18 protein-coding genes are annotated in these 26,038 nt (G+C 60.2%); 5 read left to right on the forward strand and 13 right to left on the reverse strand.

Annotation, left to right across the window (positions count from 1 at the left end):
- Nucleotides 1–59 precede the first annotated feature (59 nt).
- The 6 genes from PspS49_RS02235 to PspS49_RS02260 are packed head-to-tail and all read right to left on the reverse strand — an operon-like array spanning nucleotide 60 to nucleotide 4,308.
- On the reverse strand, nucleotides 60–1,739 hold the full coding sequence (locus PspS49_RS02235) for an acyl-CoA synthetase family protein (protein WP_160037956.1): 1,680 nt from the start codon (nucleotides 1,737–1,739) through the stop codon (nucleotides 60–62).
- Nucleotides 1,736–2,281 carry a hypothetical protein gene (locus tag PspS49_RS02240; RefSeq protein WP_160037958.1) on the reverse strand — a complete coding sequence of 182 codons (546 nt, stop codon included), beginning with the start codon at nucleotides 2,279–2,281 and terminating at the stop codon, nucleotides 1,736–1,738. The genes PspS49_RS02235 and PspS49_RS02240 overlap by 4 nt, the downstream gene beginning before the upstream one ends.
- Complete coding sequence (locus PspS49_RS02245) at nucleotides 2,278–2,532, reverse strand: acyl carrier protein (RefSeq protein ID WP_064388843.1); 255 nt, start codon at nucleotides 2,530–2,532, stop codon at nucleotides 2,278–2,280. Before PspS49_RS02245 ends, PspS49_RS02240 begins: the two co-directional genes overlap by 4 nt.
- 9 nt (nucleotides 2,533–2,541) lie before the next feature.
- Nucleotides 2,542–2,817, reverse strand: coding sequence for a phosphopantetheine-binding protein (locus PspS49_RS02250; RefSeq protein ID WP_116029224.1), 276 nt, complete (start codon nucleotides 2,815–2,817; stop codon nucleotides 2,542–2,544).
- A complete protein-coding gene (locus PspS49_RS02255; RefSeq protein ID WP_127925551.1) occupies nucleotides 2,795–3,607 on the reverse strand; it encodes a lysophospholipid acyltransferase family protein in 813 nt (270 codons plus the stop codon). Before PspS49_RS02255 ends, PspS49_RS02250 begins: the two co-directional genes overlap by 23 nt.
- Complete coding sequence (locus tag PspS49_RS02260; protein ID WP_160037960.1) at nucleotides 3,583–4,308, reverse strand: beta-ketoacyl synthase chain length factor; 726 nt, start codon at nucleotides 4,306–4,308, stop codon at nucleotides 3,583–3,585. Before PspS49_RS02260 ends, PspS49_RS02255 begins: the two co-directional genes overlap by 25 nt.
- A 356-nt stretch (nucleotides 4,309–4,664) precedes the next feature.
- Here PspS49_RS02260 and PspS49_RS02265 point away from each other — a divergent pair, with 356 nt between their 5' ends.
- On the forward strand, nucleotides 4,665–5,435 hold the full coding sequence (locus PspS49_RS02265) for a ParA family protein (protein ID WP_038360142.1): 771 nt from the start codon (nucleotides 4,665–4,667) through the stop codon (nucleotides 5,433–5,435).
- Between the two features lie 132 nt (nucleotides 5,436–5,567).
- Here the strand turns inward: PspS49_RS02265 and trxC are convergent, their stop codons facing one another.
- From trxC to PspS49_RS02290, 5 genes are all read right to left on the reverse strand, one after another.
- Nucleotides 5,568–6,002, reverse strand: coding sequence for a thioredoxin TrxC (gene trxC / locus PspS49_RS02270; protein WP_150750124.1), 435 nt, complete (start codon nucleotides 6,000–6,002; stop codon nucleotides 5,568–5,570).
- A gap of 80 nt (nucleotides 6,003–6,082) precedes the next feature.
- Nucleotides 6,083–7,546 carry a YdiU family protein gene (locus tag PspS49_RS02275; RefSeq protein WP_160037962.1) on the reverse strand — a complete coding sequence of 488 codons (1,464 nt, stop codon included), beginning with the start codon at nucleotides 7,544–7,546 and terminating at the stop codon, nucleotides 6,083–6,085.
- Between the two features lie 48 nt (nucleotides 7,547–7,594).
- On the reverse strand, nucleotides 7,595–10,948 hold the full coding sequence (gene mscK / locus PspS49_RS02280; RefSeq protein ID WP_127925555.1) for a mechanosensitive channel MscK: 3,354 nt from the start codon (nucleotides 10,946–10,948) through the stop codon (nucleotides 7,595–7,597).
- Between the two features lie 34 nt (nucleotides 10,949–10,982).
- Nucleotides 10,983–12,725 carry a potassium/proton antiporter gene (locus tag PspS49_RS02285; RefSeq protein WP_016983888.1) on the reverse strand — a complete coding sequence of 581 codons (1,743 nt, stop codon included), beginning with the start codon at nucleotides 12,723–12,725 and terminating at the stop codon, nucleotides 10,983–10,985.
- Nucleotides 12,726–13,151: 426 nt separating this feature from the next.
- A complete protein-coding gene (locus PspS49_RS02290) occupies nucleotides 13,152–14,777 on the reverse strand; it encodes a methyl-accepting chemotaxis protein (protein WP_160037964.1) in 1,626 nt (541 codons plus the stop codon).
- Nucleotides 14,778–15,054: 277 nt separating this feature from the next.
- Here PspS49_RS02290 and PspS49_RS02295 point away from each other — a divergent pair, with 277 nt between their 5' ends.
- The 3 genes from PspS49_RS02295 (at nucleotide 15,055) to PspS49_RS02305 (ending at nucleotide 17,621) form a co-directional block, all read left to right on the forward strand.
- Nucleotides 15,055–15,285 (forward strand): hypothetical protein, encoded by a 231-nt coding sequence (locus PspS49_RS02295; RefSeq protein WP_007909525.1) that lies wholly within the window; start codon nucleotides 15,055–15,057, stop codon nucleotides 15,283–15,285.
- Nucleotides 15,282–15,584 carry a cell division protein ZapA gene (locus tag PspS49_RS02300; protein ID WP_064117128.1) on the forward strand — a complete coding sequence of 101 codons (303 nt, stop codon included), beginning with the start codon at nucleotides 15,282–15,284 and terminating at the stop codon, nucleotides 15,582–15,584. The genes PspS49_RS02295 and PspS49_RS02300 overlap by 4 nt, the downstream gene beginning before the upstream one ends.
- Nucleotides 15,585–15,683: 99 nt before the next feature.
- Nucleotides 15,684–17,621 (forward strand): methyl-accepting chemotaxis protein, encoded by a 1,938-nt coding sequence (locus PspS49_RS02305; RefSeq protein ID WP_160037966.1) that lies wholly within the window; start codon nucleotides 15,684–15,686, stop codon nucleotides 17,619–17,621.
- 216 nt (nucleotides 17,622–17,837) lie between these two features.
- Here the strand turns inward: PspS49_RS02305 and PspS49_RS02310 are convergent, their stop codons facing one another.
- Both PspS49_RS02310 and putA read right to left on the reverse strand, forming a co-directional pair.
- Nucleotides 17,838–19,640 carry an acyl-CoA dehydrogenase gene (locus tag PspS49_RS02310; RefSeq protein ID WP_160037968.1) on the reverse strand — a complete coding sequence of 601 codons (1,803 nt, stop codon included), beginning with the start codon at nucleotides 19,638–19,640 and terminating at the stop codon, nucleotides 17,838–17,840.
- 245 nt (nucleotides 19,641–19,885) lie between these two features.
- The gene (gene putA, locus PspS49_RS02315) at nucleotides 19,886–23,839 is read right to left on the reverse strand and encodes a trifunctional transcriptional regulator/proline dehydrogenase/L-glutamate gamma-semialdehyde dehydrogenase (RefSeq protein WP_160037970.1); all 3,954 of its coding nucleotides are present in this window, start codon (nucleotides 23,837–23,839) and stop codon (nucleotides 19,886–19,888) included.
- Nucleotides 23,840–24,296: 457 nt separating this feature from the next.
- Between putA and putP the strand changes: the two genes are divergently transcribed.
- A complete protein-coding gene (gene putP / locus PspS49_RS02320; protein WP_160037972.1) occupies nucleotides 24,297–25,781 on the forward strand; it encodes a sodium/proline symporter PutP in 1,485 nt (494 codons plus the stop codon).
- Nucleotides 25,782–26,038: the final 257 nt, after the last annotated feature.

A 26,038-nucleotide genomic window follows, 5' to 3' on the forward strand; every position in this document is an offset into this window, starting at 1 on the left:
ACCGACGATCCCTGTAGGAGTGAGCCTGCTCGCGATTGAGTGCGCAGCACTCACCAAGGTCAATCATGATCAACACCCAAAAGAATCCGCCCACTGGAGCAGGTCGCCGTGTCATTGCGATAGGCAAAATACAACTTGCGCCGCTCCGGGTCGAAACGCAGGTGCAACTGGATTTCATCACCGGGCCGAACCAGCTGCTGGAACTTCAGCACTTCCATCCCGGCAAACGGGCCGGTCAGATTCAGCAACTGCCGCCCAAGGTTCAGCGCCCATTCCACCTGCACCACACCGGGCAATACGGGTGCTTTGGGAAAGTGACCACTGAAATAAGCCAGATCCGGCGGCACGCTCAGTTGCAGACTCCATTCACCCTCGGTCTCGATCTGCGACAGCACTTGCGGCGCTTTCGCTCGCGGGGCAATCAGCAAGGCTTCGACATCGGCCTGCGGCAGCTTGCCCTGGCTGTTCAACGGCAATTGCCGCACCAGCCGCCAGCGGCGGGGCAGCGCCAGCGCTTCACAGTGCTGGCGCAAATGCTGGCGCAGGGTTTCGGTCAGACTGCGGCGACCATGTTCACGCAAGGCAAACAGACCTGACTCGCTGAGCACCAGCAGAGCGCCGAGAGAGGCGCGATTTTCCTGGACCACGCCCAAGCGCGCTTCGGCGACCCAAGCGTGGGCGACCAAGGCTTGTTCGAGCATCGGCAGAGAAATACGTTTTTCTTCAAGTTTGACGATGCGATCCAGCCGCCCCAACAACTCAAATCGACCATCGGCGGCAATGCGCGCGGCATCGGCGGTGTGTTCGACATGGCCGGCAGGCAGGTAAGGAGAGGCGATCAGCAGGGCGCCTTCGCTGTCCTGGCTCAATTCAACACCGGCGAACGGTTGCCACAGTTGTTCGCCCTGACGCCAGGCAATGCCGCCGGTTTCCGAGCTGCCGAGGATTTCCGTCGGCCATTGCTGCAAGCGTTGCTGCAGGCTCTGCGCGGCTTCAAGCGGCAACGCGCCACCGGAGGAAAACACCCGACGCACGGCGCTCAGGGCTGGCCAGTCGAGGTTGTCGCCCATGCGCTTGAGCAGCGCCGGGCTGGCGACCCAGGCAAAGGCCTGATGTTCGCGGCTGGCACGCTGCAAGTCCTCGGGAAACGCCAGTTGCTTGCGCACGAACGGGCGCCCGGCGCACAGCGGCCACAGCACGCGAAAGAGCAAACCGTAGATATGTTGGGTGGCGACGCTGCCGATGATGCAGGCCTCGCCGAGGTCCGCGCCCCACAACTGCTCCAGCGCTTCGACTTCATTGGCCAGTTGGCGCAGGGTCTTGTCGATGCGCTTGGGTTCGCCGCTGGAACCGGACGTGCACAGGCTCAGACGGCACTGGTCGAGGTCCAGTTCGGCGCCGGGCAGCGGTGGCTGCTGAAAGTCGTTCAGTTGCGCGTCATCGGCTTGATCCGTCAGCCACAGATCGACTTCAGCGGACCAGCGCTGGCGGGTTTGTGCTTGCAGGTCCGAGGGCAGCAGCACACTGACGCCGGCACGCCATGCGCCCAGCAAGGCGATGGCCAGTTCGGCGGCATCTTCCAGATGCACAGCCAGGCGCTTCACGCCTTGCGCTTGCAGACCGGCGGCAACGCTCAACGCCTGTTCGCACAGTTGCGCGTGATCGAGTGCCGGTGCGTGGCTGATTGCCCGTGCCGGCCCAGCCTTGAGCAACAGCTGCTCAAGTTTTATCCAGTTCATGTACGGCCTCTTACCCGTTGTCGTATCAGCCATTCAATGGCAAACATCAGGCCGATCAATCCATAGGAGATCAGGCCGGTGTACAACATCCACCAATTCAGCGGCGCCCACAGGGTCAGGAGGGCGGCGCATAAACCGTTGCAGAAGAAAAACACGCTCCAGGCCACCGTGACCTTGCGCGTATAGCGGATCGCGATGTCCGGTAGTTCTGGCTCGCGCAAGCGCGCCAGGCGCTCGACCATCGGCGGGCCGTATTTCAGGCTCAGGCTGAACAGCACCAGCATGAAACCGCTGATCAGCACCGGATACCAGCGCAGCAACAGCGGACTGTCGAACAGTGCGAGCAACAGGCAAAAGGTGATCGCCACACAGGCCATCCACAGACTGCCGGGCTTGCGTTCGCCAGTCATTGCCCGCGCCAGCCACAAGCTGCCGAGCAACAGGCCGAACTGCCACGGGGCAAAGTGCTCCATGCCGAAATACACCGCAAAGGGGTACAGCAGACCGGCCAGCAGCAGGCCGAGGCCGATCAGTCGGCTCATGCGGCCGGTTGAACCAGACGGTAGACCGCCTCGACCACGTCGCCAACGGTGCGCACCGACTTGAATTCTTCAGCGGCGATTTTCTTGCCGGTCTGGCGCTTGATGTGATCGATCAGATCGACCGCATCGATGCTGTCGATTTCCAGATCCTGATACAGGTTGGAGTCCAGGCTCACACGGGCCGGATCCAGTTCGAACAGCTCGACCAAGGCATCGCGCAGGGTGTTGAAAATGTCGTCACGAGTTTGCATGGTCCGGTCTCAAGCTGCCTGTTTTGCCGTGACGAAAGCCGCAAGGCTGGCCACGTTGGTGAAATGGTTGCGGGTGTCTTTGGCGTCGGCGTCGATTTTGATGCCGTACTTTTTCTGGATCGCCAGACCCAGTTCCAGCGCGTCGACGGAATCCAGGCCGAGGCCTTCGCCGAACAGGGTCTGCTCGTCGCCGATGTCGTCGGCGCTGATGTCTTCGAGGCCGAGGGCGTCGATGATCAGCAGTTTGATGTCACGCACCAGGCTAGGGGTGTTCAGATCGCTCATCTTCGGCGAGCTCCTTAATAAAGTAGGTGTGCAAATAATCGTTGAGCTTGCGCGAGGCTTGCGGGGCTGGCCCCTGCGCGGCAAAGGTCTGTGGGTCTATATCGGCCCCGACGCGAAAACTGAAGTGCACGCGGCGACTGGGGATCCGATACCAGGGTTCGGCTTTGGTCAGCGTGGTCGGGCTGACCTTGATGATCACCGGCGTGAGGATTTTCGCACCGCGCAGGGCAATCGCCGCGGCACCCCGATGAAAGGCCGGCGCCTGCCCTGGCTGAGTGCGGGTGCCTTCGGGAAAAATGATCAGGGTCTGGCCGTTTTGCAGGGACTCGGCAGCGGCATCAAGCATGTCCATGCTGCCGTCATTGCTGATGTATTCGGTGCTGCGTAATGGCCCACGGGTGAAGGGGTTTTCCCACAGGGTTTTCTTCACCACGCAATTGGCCTGCCGCACCAGGCCGATGAGGAACACCACGTCGATCAGCGACGGGTGGTTGGCGATGATCATTTGTCCGGGGCGACCGAGACGTTCGGCGCCCTGAATGTCATAGGTCAGTACGCCGGTGCGGGCCATGAACCGCACGAAAAACCAGAACAGGCGGCTGACGGTCTGTCGCGCACGCCGGCGGTGCGTAACGGCATCACCAGGCAGGCAGGCCAGCAGCGGAAACACCAGCACGCGCAGGCACAGTCCGCCAAGCCCGAACAGGGCGAAGCTTGCGGCGGTGGCCAGCAGGCGCCAGTAATAGGCATCGCGGTTTTTTTCGGTCACGGGTTGCGTTGCCAGGTCCATACACGATTTTTCCAGGCATGTTGGCAATGGGGTTGCTGGCCGAGCAAGGTTCGCAGCAGATTCAGCGCGTGAGGCCAGTGCGCTTTTGACCGTGTTTCTGTGGTGCTGTTCAGGGTCAGCCGCCAGTCGGTACCGGGGGTCAGCAAAAGACCGACTGCGTAGGGAAACGGCACATCGTCGATCCACGCTGAATACGCTTCGGGCGGTTGTTCTTCGGTAATGATCAGCAGCACCGCCGGTGCGCCTTCATCGAGCAGTGCCGCGGCTTCGAGCATGCCGTGTTCGAGACCGTCGCCGGCAGCGGCGAGGGCAGTCATTTCGCTGGTCTCGCCGCGCATGATCGACCACAGGCCGATGATCGCGTTGTGCACCGAGAGGCTGAACTGGGTCGGCGACAACGGCTGCTCGTTCGCCAGATCGCTGAGAATCTCGTAAGTACGTGGGGTTTCGCCGTGTCGCGAGACAAACACCAACGGCAGATTTTCCCGTCCGTCGGCCAGGGGCCAGCCCACGCTGAACGCCATGCGCGCCAGTCGACTGAGGCGGCGGCGCTGCATGGCCGGCAAAAACGACACATCGGGCGCGGCATCACTGCTCTGAAGCACGACCGGTTGTCGGCTCCAGGCCTGCCAGGCGTCCACGCTGTCGAGGCCAGGGGCCCACGCGCGCCATTGGGCGATGTTGAAGTTGATCACGGACATTCATCCCGCCCCTGCGGGCTTTCGTTGACGCGTTTAGTGGCCAAAGCCGCAGCAGACTTGACGTGGCGCTTGGCGCCGGGTGGCGCGCATTATCCCGGTGCGACGAGTGTGTAGCAAATGCTGGTTACATTTTGTGCAATGAAATGTACCGAGTGGTTCGCAAGAAAACTGTCATTTGGCCATTATCCAGATCGCCAGCGGCTTGTCTGTCGGGTTTCTCGCCGATCAGTGGTGGTTATCGCACTGTCTGTCCGCAGATATTTGCACCTGACTCTGTAGTCCATGTCCATGAAGGTAGCGAAGCGAGCGCGCGCGCATCTACACTCGGTCATTCTTTGATACACGGAGGTTTTGTCATGCGGCGCGTGGTGTTCAATCAGAAAGGTGGCGTAGGCAAATCCAGTATTGCTTGCAATCTGGCGGCGGTCAGTGCCAGCGAGGGTTATCGCACACTGTTGGTGGACCTCGATGCCCAGGCCAACTCCACTCAGTATCTGACCGGGCTCACCGGCAACGACATCCCGATGGGAATTGCCGACTTCTTCAAGCAGACGCTGTCCTCGGGGCCGTTCTCGAAGAAGAATCAGGCCGATATCTACGAAACCCCGTTCGACAACCTGCACATCATCACCGCGACCGCCGAGCTGGCCGACTTGCAGCCCAAGCTCGAGGCCAAGCACAAGATCAACAAGCTGCGTAAGTTGCTCGATGAGCTGTCCGAGGATTACGACCGGATTTACCTCGACACGCCGCCAGCGTTGAATTTCTATGCGGTATCAGCGCTGATTGCCGCTGATCGTGTGCTGATTCCTTTTGATTGCGACAGCTTTTCCCGTCAGGCCCTGTACGGCCTGATTGCGGAAATCGAAGAGCTGAAGGACGACCATAACGAAGGTCTGGAAGTCGAAGGCATCGTGGTCAATCAGTTTCAGGCCCGGGCGAGCCTGCCGCAGCAGATCCTTGACGAGTTGATTGCCGAAGGTTTGCCGGTATTGCCGGTGTACCTGACCAGTTCGGTGCGCATGCGCGAATCGCACCAGGCCAGCATGCCGCTGATCCACCTCGACCCGCGACACAAGCTGACCCAGCAATTCGTCGAACTGCATAATCTGCTCGAAGATCACTGATCTCCCGGATTGCACCCAACCTACCTGTGGGAGCGAGCCTGCTCGCGAAGAGGCCAGTACATTCAACATCTGTGTTGACTGACCGGACGCCTTCGCGAGCAGGCTCGCTCCCACAATTGGATTTGTGTGGTGTCAGATACCCTGGCTACGCAGCCACGCCATCAATTGCGGCAGCGGAAACGCACCACTCTGCCGTGCCACTTCCCGGCCGTTCTTGAACAGAATCAAACTCGGAATCGAGCGAATCCCCAACTGCGCCGACAACTGCTGATTCGCTTCGCTATCAAGCTTGGCCAAGCGACACTTGCCCGCGAGTTGCGCCGCCGCCTGCTCGAACACCGGCGCAAACGACTTGCACGGCCCGCACCACTCCGCCCAGACATCCACCAGCAACGGCAGATCACCCTTGATCTGACTGGCGTAATCGCCTTGCTTGAGATCGAAGGGTTTGCTCAGCAATACGGCGGATTTGCAGCGTCCGCACTTGGGCTGGTCCGCGAGGCGCTCTGCGGGGATGCGGTTGAGGCCGTTGCAGGAGGGGCAGGGGATGAGGAGTGGGTCAGTCATATTCGGCTCGTTGGCGTTCAGCGTTTCGTACGACTTATCTTGAGCCGTAAGAACTGTTTATCAAGATGAGGCGCTGGCACTCAGGAAGAACAACTAATCTCCAAATGCTTGCCCCACTCCGGTGGCCGCTCGGCATAAGCCTCCATTCCCGCCTGCTCTTCAAACGGTTTGCTCAACACCGCATGCAGTCGGCGGACCTCCGAGTAATCGCCTTGCTCAGCCGCATCAATAGCCTTTTGCGCCAGGTAATTGCGCAGGATGTATAGCGGATTGACCGCATGCATCCGCGCTCGGCGCTGTGCCTGATCAGCCTCGCCATCGCGGGCAACCCGGGCGACGTAGCGTTCGCCCCAGGCATCAAAGCCCTTGATGTCGACGAAATCGTCGCGCAAACGGGCGACGGCCTGTTCGGCTGATTCTTCACCGAGTCGGCGGAAGAACAGCGTGTAGTCGACGCCGCTGTTCTGCATCAGTTGCAACAGGTCTTCCAGCAGCTTCTGGTCATCGTCCTCGGCCGTGGTGAAGCCGAAGCGGCGGCGCATCAGGTCGAGGTAGTGCGCCTGAAACAGCGGCAGGTACAAGCCGAGGGTTTCGCGCAGGGCTTCGACGCTGATGAACGGCGTCAACGCCTGAGCCAGTGCACTGAGGTTCCACTGGCCGACCGGCACCTGATTGCTGAACGAGTAACGCCCCTGATCATCCGAATGGTTGCAGATGAAGTTCGCGTCGAAGTCATCGAGGAAGGCGAACGGGCCGAAGTCGAAGGTGATGCCGAGGATCGACATGTTGTCGGTGTTCATCACGCCGTGGCAGAAACCGTAGGCCTGCCATTTGGCAATCAGTTCGGCGTTGCGCTCGACGATCTCGCGGAACATCGCCAGATACGGTTCCGGTTGCTCCAGGCACTCAGGGAAATGCATCGCCAGCACGTGCTCGCCGAGTTGCTTCTGCTGTTCTGGACGCTTGGTGTAGTAGAAATATTCGAAGTGGCCGAAGCGGATATGGCTTGGCGCCAGACGCAGGACCATCGCTGCGCGTTCCTGCTTTTCGCGCCAGACCGGGGTGTCGGAACCGATCACGCACGCAGCGCGCGACGAGGGGATGTTCAGCGCGTATAGCGCCTCGGAAGCAAGGAACTCGCGGATCGACGAACGCAACACCGCACGACCATCACCCATGCGCGAAAACGGCGTTTGCCCGGCACCCTTGAGGTGCAAGTCCCAGTGCTCGCCGGCCGCGTTGTACACCTCACCCAGCAGCAGGCCGCGACCATCGCCCAGTTGCGGCGTGTAGCCGCCGAACTGATGCCCGGAATAGACCATCGCCCGCGGTTCGGCATCGGCCCACAGCTTGTGGCCGCCGAACAGTTCGGCGAATTCCTGGGTTTCAGCGGTCGCCGGGTCGAGATCGAGCAAGGCCAGGGCCGCCGGGCTGGCGACGACCAGACGCGGATTGTCGATCGGCTCGGGCAGCACGTGAGCAGAGAACGCATCGCCCAGGCGGGCGAAGCGATTATCGAAGGTCAGTTCGTCGAGGGCTTTCAAGGGCCGGCTCCAGCAGAATGTCCGAGCATTCTGCTGGGATTAGACCGGTTAGTCGAGTTTGGCCGGCGGCGGCTCTTGCAGCGGTTTCTGATCGTCGGCGATCGGCACGATGGTTTTGGTTTCCGGCTCGATCGGCACCATCTTGTATTCCTGACCGTGAAGGTTCTTCAGGTAGACCTCCATCTGGCGGAACGAGATGTTGATGTGCTGCTTCTTGAACTCGCGGTTGATGAAGCGGTTGACCTCATCGAGCACCGGGTTACGGTCACCGAGGTCGCGCACGTGCATGCGCAACTCGTGGTCGAGGGTGCTTTCGCCGAAGTTGAGGAAGTACACGTGCGGCTCGGGTTCCTTGAGCACGCGCGGGTTCTCGCGGGCAGCCTTGAGCAGCAGTTCCTTGACCAGATCCAGATCGGAGCCGTAATCGACGCCGAGTTTCAGCGTGACGCGGGTGATGGTGTCGGTCAGCGACCAGTTGATCAGTTGCCCGGTGATGAACGTCTTGTTCGGGACAATGATGTCCTTGCGGTCGAAGTCGGTGATGGTCGTGGCGCGGATGCGGATCTTGCTCACCGTGCCCGACAGGTTGCCGATGGTGATGGTGTCACCGATCCGTACCGGGCGTTCGAAGAGGATCATGATGCCCGAGATGAAGTTGGCGAAGATCTCCTGCATGCCGAAACCGAGGCCGACCGACAGCGCCGCCACCAGCCATTGCAACTTGTCCCAACTGACGCCGAGGGTCGACAGGGTCGAGACGAAGCCGACGCCAGCGATCACGTACGACAACAACGTGGTGGTCGCGTAGGCACTGCCCTGAGCCAGATTGAGCTTGGACAGCACAAACACTTCGAGCAAGCCGGGCAAGTTGCGCGCGAGGGCAAAGGTGATGCCGATGATGATCAGCGCGCCGAGCATGTCGCCGATGCTGATCGGCACCATGCTCATGTTGGCGCCGGTGCCGCTGGTGTATTCGTAGAGGGTGATGTTGTCGAGGTACGAGAACACCGAAATCAGGTCCGACCAGACCCAGTACAGCGCGGCGATGAAGCCGCCGAGCAGGGCCAGGCGGATCAGGCGCAGGGACTGTTCGTTGACCTTTTCGATGTCCAGCGTCGGCTCTTCGATCACCGCTTCGCCATCGCCGGCTTCTTTTGCTGCCTGACGTTTGGCCAAGGCACGCTGATAGGCCAGACGCCGTGCGGCAACGCTCAGACCACGGACGAACGTGGCTTCGATCACCAGCCAGAACATCAGCAGGTACAGGGTATTGATCAGTCGGTCGCTGAGTTTCAGCGCGGTGTAGTAGTAGCCGAAGCACACCGCCACGAATAACGCGATCGGCAGCAGGGTGAACATCACGCCGACGGCTTTGCGGAACAGCGAAGTGTTCTCGTGGGCCGGGCTGCTGATCAGCAAACGGCTGAGCAGCCATGCCATCAGGGCGTAGCAAGTCAGCACCACCGGCATGCCGAGCACATCATCGGCCAGGGCCGCCGGTTGCAGTTCGGCGACGGCAACAATGGTCACCAGCGCCATGACCACCAGACCCAGTCGACGAATCCAGCCTTGCAGGAATTCGACCTGAGGCTTTTCCCAACGGAAGTGCAGTTCCGCCACGCCGCCCGGCGCCAGAATCCGGTAAGCGGTGTAGAACACCAGCCACGCCTGACCCATTTGCAGCAAAGCCGCGCCCATGTTGGCGTTCTGCCCGCGAGCGTCAATCTGCAACGCCAGACCACACAAGGCCAAGCCCAACGCGACCGGCATCGCCAACAGAATATTGATCAGGATCGCCTGCGGCGTGTGCCACTGGCTGTCACGTTTGAAGTGACCGATGTCCTGGTGAACCTTGTTCAGCCGCGCGTACAGATTCTTGCGCCGCCACAGCAGTGCACCGATCAGCAGCGCCAGCGGCAGGAACAGCAACGGACGCTGGGTCAGGCCGTCGGTCAGTTCGCTCAGACTCGAGGCCCACGGCAGGGTGTCGACCTGGCGTTTCAGGCGCTCCGGCACCGCGCGCATCCATTCCAGATCCAGCGGCTTGTTGCTTGGAATCCAGAACATCTGCTCATCGAGCGTCGCACGCAGCCCCTGCGCGGTGCTCAGCAGTTGTTTCTGATTGAGTTGCAGGGTGATCGACTCGTTGAGCATGGCGCTCAGTTCGCGATTCAGTCGCTCTAGGAGGTCGGCGCGGGTGTTGGCCAGATCCAGCAGGTTTTTGCGCAATTGCGGGGTGACCTGCTCCGGCGGCTGCGTGGATAGCAGGTTGTCGACATAGGCGGCCGGATTGCTCAGTTGCTCACGCTGCTGGCTGACGTCGAATTGCCACAAGCGAATGTCGGCGATCTGATCGGCCAGGTCGCGGTCGACCTTGAGCCGCGGCAGGGCTTGTTTCTGTTTATAGAGAATCTTCGACAGCAGCAGGCTGCCCTTGAGCACGCTGATCTGCTCGTCCAGCGCTGAATCGCTTTGGGTCAGGCTGTCGAGTTGCTGTTTGGTCTGCAGGTTCTGCTGGGTGACTTCGTTGAGGCGGTCAGTGCTTTTCAGCAGGTAGTCGGAGAGCTTGAGGTTGGCCGTGCTTTCGATGGCCAGCAGACTGCTGCTACCGGCCTTCTGCGCTTCGATCGACTGCTGGGTAACGGTTTCCTGCGACTGCGCCAGACGCTTCTGGTTGATCAGGGTTTGCAGTTCCTGAATCTCGCGGTCGAGGCGATCGGACTTCTCCGAGAGCAAGTCATGCTGGGCATTGCCCAAGTCTTGCAATTGGCTGTTGCCGGCCAGCTCCTGACGGCGCAACGGGATCAGCGCATTCAGCGCCGCCAATTCGGCGTTCAACTGATCGCGCTGCTCGGCGGTGACGGTTTTGCCCGCGTCCTTGCCGGACTTGAGGGTGTTGTTGATCTGCTGGATGCGCGTCTGGCTGGCGGAAATCTCTGCCTGAGCACGTTCGGGGCGAGTCTGCGCGGTGATGATCAGACTGTTGGCTTCGGCCAGCGCTTTTTGCAGATCACTTTGCTGGGTCGAGCGATCGGTGAGGATCTGCTCCAGCTGTTGGATCGACTCTTTGGGAAAACGCTGTGCCACCGGCACCACGGCCGTAGCCTTGAGGCGCGTCAGTTCACGGGTGCTTTCAATCGTCTGCTTGGGCGCGGTCGCCAATTGCTGCTTGAGATCGATCAGCTTTTGCTCGTAATCACGCTGATTGTTCAGCTGATTGAGCGTGTTCTGCAGGACGGTCTGCAGGGTCTTCTTATCGGCATCCGGCAGTTTGCTGTCGGCGAGCTTGTCGAGGCTGGCCTGCACGGCGTCGCTGGACGGTGGTTCGGCGGCATATAGCGGGCCGACAGTAAGACTCAGGCCCAGCAGGGCCGCGGCGAAAAAGGAGCGCAGGGTAGGCATAGAGACCGGTCAAGCAAGTGAGAGTGGACGCAGTTTAGAGGAAGAGCCCGGGGCCCGGGCGACTTCCTTCGGGGAATCTGACGCCCACTTTGCCGATCTTGTTCCCGTCCATGACCGCAACCGTCCAGTGGGTGTTGTTCCACTCCACCTGGTCACCGACGATGGGCGCACCGCCGACTTTCTGAGCAATGAAGGCGCCCAGGGTCATGTCCGGATCGATGCCCTCGGCCGGCAACCCGTAGAGCGCTGCAACCGCTTTAAGCTGGGCGTCTCCTTCAAGCACGAAATCACCGAAGAAGCGCAGATCGAGGCCGCGTTGCGGTGCCTGGCTGAACAGTTTTCCGAGGGCGCCGAGGTTGTGTTCATGGCCGATAACACACAGCAAATCATCGACTTCCAGCACCGTACTACCCGACGGATGGAGCAGTTGCTGGCCACGAAACAGTGCCGCGATACGTGTGCCTTCGGGCATTTTCAGTTCACGCAGGGGCGAACCGATGCACCACTTCTCCGCGCCGAGCTTGTAAACGAACAGCTCCCACTCGCTGGTGACGTGGACTTCCAGTGCCGCCCGGGAAATCGGCGCGGGCTCTGGCGGCACCGTTACTTTCAGCAGTTTGGCGACCCACGGCAGGCTCGTGCCCTGCACCAGCAGCGACACCAGCACGATAAAGAACGCGAGGTTGAAGTACAGCTGCGCATTCGGCAGCCCGGCCATCAGCGGGAACACCGCAAGAATGATCGGTACCGCACCGCGCAGGCCAACCCAGGAAATAAAAGCTTTTTCGCGCCCGTGGAACGCCTTGAACGGCAGCAGGCCGACCATCACCGACAGTGGCCGCGCGAACAGAATCATCCACAGCGCCAGACCGAGAGCGGGCAGGGCGATTGGTAGCAAATCATGCGGCGTGACCAGCAATCCCAGCACGAGGAACATGCCGATCTGCGCCAGCCACGCCATGCCGTCGAGCATGTGCAGAATGCCGTGACGGCTGCGTACCGGACGGTTGCCGATGACCAGCCCGCACAGATAAACGGCGAGGAAGCCGCTGCCATGCAGGGCGTTGGTCAGGGCGAATACCACCAGACCGCCGGCAATCACCAGAATCGGATACAGGCCGGCCGCCAGATTGATCCGGTTGACCAGTTGCAACATCAGCCAGCCGCCGCCGAGACCGATCACGCCGCCGATGCCGAACTCGCGGATCAGGTGGGTCAGGAGACTCCAGTGCAGGCCGGTCTGGCCGCTGGCGAGCATGTCGATCAGGGTCACGGTGAGAAACACCGCCATCGGGTCGTTGCTGCCGGATTCGATTTCCAGGCTGGCGGTGACCCGTTCGTTCAGGCCTTTGCCGCCGAGCAGCGAGAACACCGCCGCGGCGTCGGTCGAGCCAACGATGGCACCGATCAACAAGCCTTGAATCAGATTGAGGTCGAACAGCCAGGCGGCGGCCATGCCGGTCAGCCCGGTGGTGATCAACACCCCGACCGTGGCCAACGATAGCGCTGGCCATAGCGCCACGCGGAAACTGGATACCCGTGTGCGCAAGCCACCGTCGAGGAGAATCACTGCGAGTGCGAGGTTGCCGACCAGATAGGCCGTCGGGTAGTTATCGAAAATAATGCCGCCGCCATCGACCCCGGCGGCCATGCCGACAGCGAGGATGATGACCAGAATCGGGATGCCGAGACGGGAAGAAAGAGAACTGACGAGAATGCTTGCGCCTACCAGCAACGCGCCGATCAAGAACAGGCTGTTGATGGTCGTCGCATTCAAAGGCAGTACTCCAGAAGCGTAAAGACGGGCACAAACTGACCATGCAGTCTGCGTGCCAGCGATTCTAACCTGTTGAAATGTGATGCTGTCAAAAAGCTTTTTCAGCGGAGCATCAGGTTTTGTGTTCGGCGGGCGATTGCTGCCCTCACCCTAACCCTCTCCCGGGGGGAGAGGGGACTGATCGCGGTGTTTGTGCGAGGTGCATCGACCTGAAACTCCGAGTCGAACTCAGACTTTGAAAAGCATGAAAATCTGCCCCCTTCCCCCCTCTCCCGGGGTGAGAGGGAACTGATCGAGGTGTTTGTGCAAGGTACATCGACCTGAAAAGCCTGAGTCGAACTCAGGTTTTGAAAAACACGAAGATCTGCTCCCTTCCCCCTCGCCCCCTTGGGGGAGAGGGTTGGGGTGAGGGGGTAGCCTTTGATCTTAGAGGCTGAACCGCCCAACCATGTTGTTCAGGTCCAGCGCCAGACGCGACAGCTCATTGCTCGCCGCACTGGTCTGATTCGCGCCAGTCGCCGATTGCACCGACAGATCACGGATGTTCACCAGATTGCGATCCACTTCCCGCGCCACCTGCGCCTGTTCTTCGGCGGCGCTGGCGATCACCAGGTTGCGCTCGTTGATCTCGACGATGGCGGTGTTGATGGTGTCCAGCGACATACCCGCACCACGGGCGATGTTCAGGGTCGACTCGGCACGTTCGGTGCTGTTGCGCATCGAATCCACGGCGTGTTCGGTACCGCTCTGAATGCTGCCGATCATCCGCTCGATTTCGCTGGTCGACTGCTGCGTGCGGTGCGCCAGTGCTCGTACTTCATCCGCCACCACAGCAAAACCACGACCGGCTTCACCGGCCCGCGCCGCTTCAATCGCTGCGTTCAGTGCCAGCAGGTTGGTCTGATCGGCCAGACCACGAATCACATCCAGCACTTTGCCGATGTCGCGGGATTCATTGGCCAGATCGCCGATCAGGCTGGCGGTGCTCTGTACATCGGCGCTCATGCGTTCGATGGCGCTGACGGTTTCCTGGACCAGATCACGACCGTCGCCGGCCGAGGTGGTGGCGTTTTTCGACGCTTCCGAAGTGCTCACCGCGTTGCGTGCGACCTCTTCCACAGCACTGGTCATCTCGTTGACTGCCGTGGCCGCCTGTTCGATTTCGTTGTTCTGCTGAGTCAGGCCGCGCGCGCTTTCGTCGGTGACGCTGTTCAACTCTTCAGCCGCCGAAGCCAACTGAGTGGCCGAACCGGAAATGCGCTGCAGGGTGTCACGCAGCTTCGATTGCATCTTCGCCATGGCTGCGAGCAGGCGACCGGCCTCGTCTTCACCGTCAACGTGGATCGGCTGGGTCAGATTGCCTTCGGCGATGGTTTCCGCAGCGTCCAGTGCTTTGGAAATCGGTTTAGTGATGCTCACCGTCAGCAGCCAGGCGAACAAAAATGTCAGGCCGGTCGCGATCACCAGCAGAGTCACCACCAGATCAAACGCCGAAGAGTACTGGTCGGCCGCCTGCTGATTGGTCTCGCTGATCTGCTCGCCGTTGATCTGCATCAGACGGTTGAGCACGGTATTCATCGCTTCGGAGTTGTTCAGCAACTCGGTGTTGAGCAGGGTGCGCAGTTCATCCACCTGATTATTGCGCGACAGGCTCTTCATGCGGTCTTCGATCTGGCGGTACTGGCCGAGCAACTGCACGTACTGGTCGTAGGCTGCACGTTCTTCAGGGCTGCCGATCAGCGGCTCGTAATCGCTCTGAGCCTTGCGGATCTGCTGGTTGCGCATGTCCAGCAGTTCAACGGTTTTCTGCTGCACGTCCGGCTCGCGGTTGACCAGCAAACGGTACGACAGCACACGCAGGCGCAGGGTCAACTGGGTGAACTCGTCGAGGTTCTTGATGCTCGGCACGCTGGTGGACGAGATGTTCTCGGCTGCATCGCGGATTTTACTCATCTGATTAAGCGCAAACACGCCGAGAATCAGCATCAGGCCGCCGATCAGGGCGAAACCGGTAAACGCCCGTGGGGCGATATTCATATTGCGGAGGGACATGGGCGGATACCAAGAGAGGGCCGCTTCCATGCGGGCTGAGACTGCTGTATGGATGACTTATCGGTCATACGACTAAAGTCTTGAGGCACTGTGCGTATTTGTCGCAGAAGGGCTTGGGCGACGAAGTGCAGGAACCAGATCGGCAGATCACAGTCTTTAAAACTCGCAGGAACGGTCCGCCACCAGGAAAATCAAGGCCTTGCGCCGGTTTAACCCTGGCATCCGTGGTGACTTTTCTTTATCGTACGCGCCCTTTGAAAACGCTTGGAAGATCAAAATGTTGGAAGCATCCCTCAGCCAATTGGAACAGCTCGTCAGCGACCTGGTGCAACAGAACCAGACCCTCGCGCAAACCAACCAGACCCTGTCCACGGAACTGGCCCAGGCCAAGGATGAAAACGAAAGCCTGCAACTGAACCTGATGGAACAGGAAGAAAAGCACGGCGCCACCGCCGCCCGCATTCAGGCCCTGGTTGATCGCGTCAACGCAGGTCCTGTCAGCGCATGAACCACCACACAGCAGGGGTAAAGGTCGTCTCCATTCTCGGGGAGGACTATTCGATCAAGGCACCGGCCGGGGAAGAACAGACCCTGCTGGACGCGGCCATGATGCTCAAGGCAGCGCTGGACGACACCAAGCGCAAATACCCGACATTGATCGGTGACCGCTTGCTGGTGCTGGCGGCGATGAATCTGTGCTCGCAGCAGATCGAAATGAAGAAGCAACACAAAGAAGAACTCGACCGTTATCAAGAGCAAGTCAGCGCCACGGTCGACACCATCGCCAAGACCATCAACCAGGGTTGATGGAGCTGCGCACAACCAAAGAATAGATTGTCGACCGGGTTGTATACAATCGGCACGGCTGTTGCATTGTTTCGGCCACTTATTCTTTGGGGGTGCTCCATGCAGTTGTGGCGACGCAGTATTCAATGGCAGCTGATTCTCAGCATGGGCACCGCCCTGCTGGTCAGTATCCTGATCGTGGTTGGCATTTATACCCTGGTGGTCAACCGCCTCGCCCAGAGCTATCTGGTCGAACAAGCCCTGCCGTCGAGCATCGAAGCGACGCGCAACGATATCGAACGGATCCTCGTGCAACCGCTGACAGCGGCCAAAGATATCGCCAGTAATACGATGGTCCGCGACTGGCTCGCCTCGGGCGAAGACAGCAGCAAAACGGCTGGCTTCGCGCAGTATCTGGAAGGCATCCGCGCCGAACATAAAGCCTTCACCGCTTTGATAATCGGCACCGAATCCAATCATTACATCACCGAAAAAGGCCTGGACCGCACCCTCAGTCGCACCAAACCGGCCGACGCGTGGTTCTATTCCTTCCTCGACAGCAATCAGCCGCGCACTCTGAATATCGACAATGACGGGGCGACCGGAGAACTGGCGCTGTTCATCGATCTGAAGGTCGAGCAGGCCGGCAAAGTGGTCGGTGTGGCCGGGCTCGGACTGAGCATGAAAGAGCTGTCGGAACTGATTCACAACTTCAGCTTTGGTGAGCGTGGCAAGGTCTATCTCGTGCGTTCCGACGGTTTGATTCAAGTGCACCCGGAGGCGCAGTTCAGCGGTAAACGCACCTTGAGCGAGCAGATTGGCGCCAATGCGGCGCAGTCCGTCATGGGCCAGAAAACGGCGATCAGCAGCAGCTTCCAGAGGGATGGCGAAGACTTCCTCGCCTTCAGCCTGCCATTGCGCGATTTGGGCTGGACTCTGGTGGCCGAAGTGCCGCGGTCGCAGATCTACGCCGAAGCCCGTAAAGCGATGTGGATGAGCGGCGGCATTGGTCTGGCCGTGGCACTGGTGTGCCTCGCGTTGGTGGTGTGGCTGGCGCAAGGTTTGGTGCGGCCGATTCGCCAAGTAACAGCTGCGTTGGTAGCAATCGGTAGCGGTGGGGGAGATTTGACCCACCGGTTAGATTCCAGTCGCGCCGATGAGTTGGGCGACCTCGCGCGCGGCTTCAATCGTTTCCTCGACAGCCAGCGCGGGATGATCGCTGAAGTGCTGACCACCAGCGAGCGTCTGCGTACGGCTGTGGGGCAAGTGGCGAAAGTGGTGGAAAACACTGCCGAGCGTTCCGGCCGTCAGCAGGAAATGACCGACATGGTTGCCACCGCCGTTCACGAAATGGGCCTGACCGTGCAGGAAATTGCGCAGAATGCCGGCAACGCGGCACTGGCCTCGCAAACCGCGCGGGATGAAGCGATGCAGGCGCGGGAAGTGGTTGGCGGTTCGATCAAGCATATTGAAAGCATGTCGGATGAGATTGGCGTAGCGGCGGGCGCGGTCGGCGAGCTGGCGCATCAAGTGGCGTCGATTGATTCGGTGCTGGCGGTGATTCGCGGGGTGTCCGAGCAGACCAACCTGTTGGCGCTCAATGCCGCCATCGAAGCAGCTCGAGCCGGGGATATGGGGCGCGGCTTTGCGGTTGTTGCTGATGAAGTGCGCACCTTGGCGCGACGCACTCAAGCGTCTACTGACGAGATTCAACAGATGATCGGCAGCCTCAAGCAAGGTGCGGAAAACGCCGTGTCGTCTATGCGCACCGGTCAAGCCGCAACCGGCACCGGGGTTGAGTCGAGCCAGCGCACCGGGGCATCACTGACGGCGATTACCGGGCAGGTAGAGCGCATCAGTGACATGAACCATCAGGTGGCGACGGCGACGGAAGAGCAGTCGGCGGTGACGGAAGAGATCAACCGTAATGTGCAGGGGATTTCCGATCTGGCGCGGGCGACGGCGGGGGAGGTTAGGGCGTGTCGTGAGGATTGTCAGATGTTGCAGAGGCTGGCGGATGATCTGGCGCGGCAGATGGGTGGGTTCAAGTTGACTTGAGTGTTGAGCCAGAAAAGCCCCTCACCCTAGCCCTCCCGAAACGTCGGACCGCCCGTAGGGAGAGGGGACTGACCTTGGGATGCTTGAGTAATACGCCGACCTGGGAGTGCAGTACCGAATCCATAATCGACGCGGTTTTTCCGGTCGATGTATAGCGTCAGACACCTCGGTCGGCCCCCTCTCCCTCGGGGAGAGGGCTGGGGTGAGGGTCGGCTTTCAGAACCAGGCATCCTGCATCGCCAGGCACGTATCGTCCCGCGCCTCCAGCAACGCCAGTTCATGGTGGCACCCCGGCACTTCCCACGTCAGGAAATACCGCGCCGCCTGCAGCTTGCCCTTATAGAAGTCAGCATCCACCAAATTGCCCTTGGCCAACCCTTCCTCGGCACGAATCGCCTGCTCCAGCCAGCGCCAGCCAATCACTGTGTGCCCGAACACCTTCAGGTACAGCGCTGAGTTCGCCAGGCTGCTGTTGATCTTGCCCTGTGCCAGATCGGTCAACAAACCGATGGTCACCGTTTGCAGGCGCGCCACCAGTTTCTCCAGTGGCTCCCGCAGTGCGGTCAGCGAATCGTACGCCGTAGCGCGTTCAGCAGTGGTGGCGATCAACCGAATCAACTGCTTCAGCCCGGCACCACTGTTCTGCGCCAGTTTGCGCCCGAGCAAGTCCAGCGACTGAATGCCATGGGTGCCTTCATGAATCGGGTTCAAGCGGTTATCGCGGTAGTACTGTTCAACCGGGTATTCGCGGGTGTAGCCGTGACCGCCAAGAATCTGGATCGCCAGTTCGTTGGCCTTGAGGCAGAACTCCGATGGCCAGGATTTGACGATCGGGGTCAGCAAATCCAATAGCTCATGCGCCTGTTTGCGCTCGGCTTCGGACTCAAGCGTGGTGGTGTCATCGAACAACCGCGCGGCATACAAGCCAAGGTCAAACGCCCCTTCAACATAGGATTTCTGCGTCAGCAGCATGCGTCGTACATCCGCGTGCTGAATGATCGCCACTGGCGCCGTGGTCGGATCCTTGCTGTCCGGCACCCGCCCTTGTGGACGCTCGCGAGCATACTCCAGCGAATACAGATAACCGGCATAACCGAGCATCACTGCACCCATGCCAACGCCGATCCGCGCTTCGTTCATCATCTGGAACATGTAGCTCAAACCGCGATGCGGCTCGCCCACCAGATAGCCGACGCACTCACCGTTATCGCCGAAGTTCAGCGCTGTGGAGGTGGTACCGCGCCAGCCCATCTTGTGGAACAGCCCGGCCAGCAGCACGTCATTGCGCTGGCCGAGGCTGCCGTCATCGTTGACCAGAAACTTTGGCACGATAAACAGCGAGATACCTTTAACGCCCGCAGGCGCGTCCGGCAATTTGGCCAGAACCATGTGCACGATGTTTTCCGAGAGCGGGTGATCGCCGCCGGAAATGAAAATCTTGTTGCCCTTCAGGCGATAAGTGCCGTCGGACACCGGCTCGGCGCGCGTACGAATATCCGACAGTGACGAACCGGCGTGCGGCTCGGTCAGGGCCATGGTGCCGAAGAAGCGCCCGTCGATCATGGGCTGCAGGAAGCGCTGTTTTTGCTCGTCGGTGCCGAAGCTCTCGATCAGGTTCGCCGCGCCCATGGTCAGGAACGGGTAGGACGTCGAAGCGGCGTTGGCTGACTGGAAATGTGCGAAACAGGCTTGCGACAGCAGTGTAGGAAGTTGCATGCCGCCGGCGTCGAAACTTCTCGCGGCGTTGAGAAAACCGGCCTCGAGGAAGGCATCCACCGCCGGTTTCACTTCCGGAATCAGAATCGCCTTGCCGTCTTCATAGCGCGGTTCGTTCTCGTCGCCCTTGCGGTTGTGCGGTGCAAAGTACTTCTCGGCGATGTTGCGCGCGGTGCCGATGGCGGCGTCGAAGGTCTCGCGGTTGTGCTCGGCAAAACGCTCACGCCGGGTCAGGCCCTCGGCATCGAGGACTTCATACAGCTCGAAAGCCAGATTGCGGGAACTGAGCAGCGTCTCGGACATGGCGGCCTACCTGAAATTGGGGTTGGGCCGAGTCTAAGGCGGGGGAATAGAGGCTGGATAGGATGATTGATGAGAGTGATGCAGAGGTGAGGGCGACACTAATCAAATGTAGGAGTGAGCCTGCTCGCGATAGCGGTCTGTCAGACACATTTATTCTAACTGACAGACCGCTATCGCGAGCAGGCTCACTCCTACAGGGGTTTACATTCCAGGCGACCATTGCGGTCGCCTGGATTTACAGCGGTTTAGCCGATTGTCATCAAGCTGGCATTACCACCCGCCGCAGCAGTGTTAACGCTCAACGCCCGCTCGATCACCAGACGCTCCAGGGCAATATTGGTCTCGCCCTGGGACAAGCCCTGAACCCCAACAATCGCGCCGGCACGCTTGGCAATCTGCTGGCAAACGCCGCGCAACTGGTCGGAATGGCCGTGATGCAGAACCGCATCGAACACCACCTCATCCTTGTTCCAGTCAGCAACCAGCTTGATCCGCGCCTGAATGTCCTTCGGCAGGCGTGCGAACAAGGCCTTGCTGATGTCGGACTCCGGCCATACCGCCGAACCGCCTACGGCCAATACCGCAGCCAGTTGCGTCAGCAGATCACCTTCAACCTCCGCCAGGCACAGCACGTGCTCACGCGGCAGGATCGCGTAACTGTTCTTCTCACCGGTCGGGCCGGCCAGCGTACGGGTAATGCCGCTCTGCGATTGCGCAGCGTACTGCACGCACAGAGTGCTCAGGTCGGCGTACTTGTTGCTTTCAGCCCAGGCTTTCAGCGCGTTCAACGGTTTGCTCATGGCATCGCGCAGGCGAACGTCCGGGGCGACAACAGCATCACCGCGAGCGAAGGATTGTTCGATGGCGTCGGTAGGCCGCGTCGACAGCAAGCGGTACAGGTACAGCGGGCCACCGGCTTTCGGGCCAGTACCCGACAGACCTTCGCCGCCGAATGGCTGCACGCCGACCACGGCACCAACGATGTTGCGGTTAACGTAGACGTTACCGGCGTTGACGTTGTCGATCACCTTGGCGATGGTCTCGTCGATCCGGGTGTGCACGCCCAGCGTCAGGCCGTAGCCGGAAGCGTTGATCTGGCCGATCAGTTGATCGATCTCTTTGCGCTTGTAGCGCACCACGTGCAGCACCGGACCGAAGATCTCGCGTTGCAGCTCGTCAAAGCTTTCCAGTTCGATCAGGGTCGGCATGACGAAGGTGCCGCGTTTGACTTCTTCAGTGTCGGCAATCGCCACTTGGTACACGTTGCGACCTTTGTCGCGCATGCCCTGGATGTGCTTGTCGATGCCAGCCTTGGCTTCGGCGTCGATCACCGGGCCGATGTCCACGGACAGGCGCTCAGGGTTGCCGAGACGGCTTTCAGCCATGGCACCTTTGAGCATTTCGATGACGCGATCGGCGGAATCTTCCTGCAGGCACAGTACGCGCAGCGCCGAGCAACGCTGACCAGCGCTGTCGAAGGCCGAGGAAACGACGTCGATCACCACTTGCTCGGTCAGAGCCGACGAATCGACGATCATCGCGTTCTGGCCACCGGTTTCGGCGATCAGCGGAATCGGACGGCCCTGGTTGTCGAGACGGCCGGCGATGTTGCGTTGCAGCAGACGCGCGACCTCAGTGGAACCGGTGAACATCACGCCTTTGACGCGCTCATCGCCAACCAGACCGGCGCCGACGGTTTCACCGCGACCCGGCAGCAGTTGCAGCACGCCTTCCGGAATCCCGGCTTCGAGCAGCAAGCGCACGGCTTGCGCGGCCACCAGCGGAGTTTGCTCGGCAGGCTTGGCCAATACCGGGTTACCGGCAGCCAATGCCGCAGCGACTTGGCCGCTGAAGATTGCCAGCGGGAAGTTCCACGGGCTGATGCATACGACTGGGCCCAATGGGCGGTGGGCGTCGTTGCTGAAATCGTTGCGAGCCTGCACTGCGTAATAACGCAGGAAGTCGACGGCTTCGCGGACTTCGGCGATGGCGTTGGCGTAGGTCTTGCCGGCTTCACGAGCGAGCAGGCCCATCAGCGGCTGGATCTCGCCTTCCATCAAGTCAGCGGCACGTTCCAGAATCGCTGCACGTTCGGCGGGCGGGGTGGCCTGCCAGATCGGCGCAGCGTTCAGCGCGCATTGAATGGCGTTGTCGACGTCTTCAACCGTGGCTTCTTGAACGTGACCCACCACATCGCGGTGATCCGCCGGGTTCAGCACCGCTGCCGGGGTTTCAGTGCTGGACGCGCAACCGAGCATCGGCGCCGCTTTCCAGTCGGTGTGGGCAGTGGCGAGCAAAGCGCAGGACAGCGAAGCCAGGCGATGTTCGTTGGCCATGTCGATGCCGCTGGAGTTGGCGCGTTCGGCACCGTACAGATCACGCGGCAGCGGGATGCGCGGGTGCGGCAGGCCGAATCCACCTTCCACGGTCGCCATCTGCTCGATCTGCGCCACCGGATCGGCCACCAGCTCCTGAATCGAGATCGACTGGTCGGCGATGCGGTTGACGAACGAAGTGTTCGCGCCGTTTTCCAGCAAGCGACGTACGAGGTACGCCAGCAGCGTCTCGTGGGTACCGACCGGCGCGTACACGCGGCACGGACGGTTCAGCTTGCCTTCGGAAACTTTGCCTACAACCTGCTCGTAGAGCGGTTCGCCCATGCCGTGCAGACACTGGAATTCGTACTGGCCCGGGTAATAGTTCTGACCGGCAATGTGGTAAATCGCCGACAGGGTGTGGGCGTTGTGCGTGGCGAACTGCGGATAGATGACTTCCGGCACCGACAGCAGTTTGCGTGCGCAAGCGATGTAGGAAACGTCGGTGTACACCTTGCGGGTATAGACCGGATAGCCTTCCAGGCCTTCGACCTGGGCGCGCTTGATTTCGCTGTCCCAGTAGGCGCCTTTCACCAGACGGATCATCAGGCGATGACGGCTGCGGCGAGCCAGATCGATCACGTAGTCGATCACGTACGGGCAACGCTTCTGGTAAGCCTGGATGACGAAACCGATGCCGTTCCAGCCGGTCAGCTGCGGCTCGAAGCACAGGCGCTCAAGCAGATCCAGTGACAGTTCGAGACGGTCGGCTTCTTCGGCGTCGATGTTCAGACCGATGTCGTATTGCTTGGCCAGCAGGGTCAGCGACAGCAGGCGCGGGTACAGCTCGTCCATCACACGCTCGTACTGCGCACGGCTGTAACGCGGGTGCAGTGCCGACAACTTGATGGAAATGCCCGGGCCTTCATAAATCCCACGGCCGTGGGACGCTTTGCCGATCGAGTGAATGGCTTGTTCGTACGACGCCAGGTACTTCTGCGCATCGTGTTCGGTCAGTGCCGCTTCACCGAGCATGTCGTAGGAATAACGGAAGCCCTTGGCTTCGAACTTGCTCGCGTTGGCCAAGGCTTCGGCGATGGTTTCGCCGGTGACGAACTGTTCGCCCATCAGGCGCATGGCCATGTCGACGCCCTTGCGGATCATCGGCTCGCCGCTCTTGCCGATGATGCGGCTCAGCGAAGAGGTCAGGCCAGCTTCGTTGTGCGTCGAGACCAGTTTGCCGGTCAGCAGCAGCCCCCAAGTGGCCGCGTTGACGAACAGCGAAGGGCTGTTGCCCAAGTGCGGATGCCAGTTGCCAGTGCTGATCTTGTCGCGGATCAGTGCATCGCGAGTGCCTTTGTCCGGGATGCGCAGCAGCGCTTCGGCGAGGCACATCAGCGCCACGCCTTCCTGGGACGACAGGGAAAATTCCTGCAGCAGACCCTGAACAATGCCTGCACGACCGCCGGCACTTTTCTGGTTACGCAGTTTTTCCGCAATGGAGGCGGCGAGTTTGTTGGTGGCTTCAGCCATGGCGACCGGCAGGCGAGCCTGCTCGATCAGCATCGGTACCACTTCCGGCTCAGGGCGACGGTAAGCGGCGGTGATCGAAGCGCGCAGTACGGACTGCGGCAGGATGCTTTCAGCAAATTCGAGGAAGCATTGGTGGGCGTGATCGGTGTGGACTTCGCCCGCCTCATCGGCGTCCTTGGCGGTCAAACCGTTCAGCTCGGTCAGGGTTGCACCACCCTCGAGTTTTTCCAGGTAATTGAAAATTGCCTGCTTGATCAGCCAGTGCGGTGTGCGATCAATCGAGGTCGCGGCCGCCTTCAGGCGCTCGCGGGTCGGGTCATCGAGTTTGACCCCAAGGGTGGTGGTAGCCATATTTTTATCCTCATGGTTGCCACAGTTGCGTGGCATCAGCTGGCGGCAAGATTAGCCGTGCGCCGAAAGAGGTGCAACCGGGTGCAACCCTTTTTTTGTCGGAAAAATAAACGCTTCGTCAGGAATTATTTTCTGGTACGGAAGTGCCGCACTTGCTTGGTGCTTTTGCTTCTAGCAATGCGCTTTGACTGCGCTAAAAGGGAGCAAAAACTGCCTGTTTCTCGGAATATCCGACTAGGTGCAACTAATTCGCGCGAAACTGGTTGCACCTTTTTTGGTTTGTTGCATAGCATTCGCGCCCTAGGTGCAACCGGGATAACCCGGTGCATCGGCTGGTGGCTTTCCTGGGGAAACATCAGTCCTAAATGCGCGGGATCGCGAATCGTCTGCCAAACGTCATCGTTTGCGCGCGGTTCATCACCGCTGCTACATAAAAACAAAGCCAGGGCGTAACTTAATGAGCGTAAGCAATCCAACACTGATCACGTTCGTGATCTACATCGCAGCAATGGTGCTGATCGGCTTCATGGCCTATCGCTCCACCAATAACCTGTCTGACTATATTCTCGGTGGTCGCAGCCTCGGCAGCGTCGTCACCGCGCTGTCTGCCGGTGCTTCCGACATGAGCGGCTGGTTGTTGATGGGCCTGCCGGGCGCCATCTACATGTCCGGTCTGTCCGAAAGCTGGATCGCCATCGGCCTGATCGTCGGTGCCTACCTGAACTGGCTGTTCGTTGCCGGCCGTCTGCGTGTGCAGACCGAACACAACGGCGATGCCCTGACCCTGCCGGACTACTTCTCCAGCCGTTTCGAAGACAAAAGCGGCCTGCTGCGCATCATTTCGGCGATCGTGATCCTGGTGTTCTTCACCATTTACTGTGCCTCCGGCATCGTGGCTGGCGCCCGTCTGTTTGAAAGCACCTTCGGCATGTCTTACGAGACAGCGTTGTGGGCCGGTGCTGCGGCGACGATTGCCTACACCTTCGTTGGCGGCTTCCTCGCGGTGAGCTGGACTGACACCGTACAAGCCACGCTGATGATTTTCGCGCTGATCCTTACGCCGATCATCGTCCTGCTGGCCACTGGCGGCGTCGACACCACGTTCCTGGCCATCGAAGCCAATGATCCAAGCAACTTCGACATGCTCAAAGGCACGACCTTCATCGGCATCATCTCGCTGATGGGTTGGGGTCTGGGCTACTTCGGTCAGCCGCACATCCTCGCGCGTTTCATGGCGGCGGATTCGGTGAAGTCGATTGCCAACGCCCGTCGCATCTCCATGACCTGGATGATCCTGTGCCTGGGCGGCACCGTGGCCGTGGGTTTCTTCGGTATTGCTTACTTCTCGGCACACCCGGAAGTTGCCGGCCCAGTCACCGAGAACCATGAACGTGTGTTCATCGAACTGGCCAAGATCCTCTTCAATCCATGGATTGCCGGTGTGCTGCTGTCGGCGATTCTCGCCGCTGTAATGAGCACCCTGAGCTGCCAGTTGCTGGTGTGCTCCAGCGCCCTGACCGAAGACTTCTACAAAACCTTCCTGCGTAAATCCGCCTCCCAGGTTGAACTGGTCTGGGTCGGCCGCGCCATGGTGCTGTTGGTTGCGCTGATCGCGATCGCGATGGCAGCCAACCCGGAAAACCGCGTACTGGGTCTGGTGTCCTACGCCTGGGCCGGTTTCGGTGCTGCGTTCGGTCCGGTTGTGCTGATCTCGGTTATCTGGAAAGAAATGACCCGCGACGGCGCACTGGCCGGTATTCTGGTCGGCGCGATCACCGTGGTGGTCTGGAAGCATTTCGAACTGCTGGGTCTGTACGAAATCATCCCGGGCTTCATCTTCGCCAGCCTGGCCATCTACATCGTCAGCAAGATGGGCGAGCCGACCAGAGGCATGGTGCAGCGCTTCGAAGCGGCGGAAAAAGATTTCCACCTGAACAAGTAATTGTTCTGAGCTGAAGCTCACCGGAAAACGGCCCGTTTCCTACAGGAGGCGGGCCGTTTTTTTGTGCCTGCGATTTCTCTGATTCACCGTGCTCCCCTGTAGGAGTGAGCCTGCTCGCGATAGTGGTGTGTCAGTCGACATCAATGCTGAATGTCAGACCGCTATCGCGAGCAGGCTCACTCCTACAGGGGGTCGGTGGTGGTTTTGGAGGATTTGTCTGTAGTTGAAGGCGCCGATTTTTGCAGGGTTTTTCGTCA

The sequence above is a fragment of the Pseudomonas sp. S49 genome, from assembly GCF_009866785.1.
Lineage (GTDB): Bacteria > Pseudomonadota > Gammaproteobacteria > Pseudomonadales > Pseudomonadaceae > Aquipseudomonas.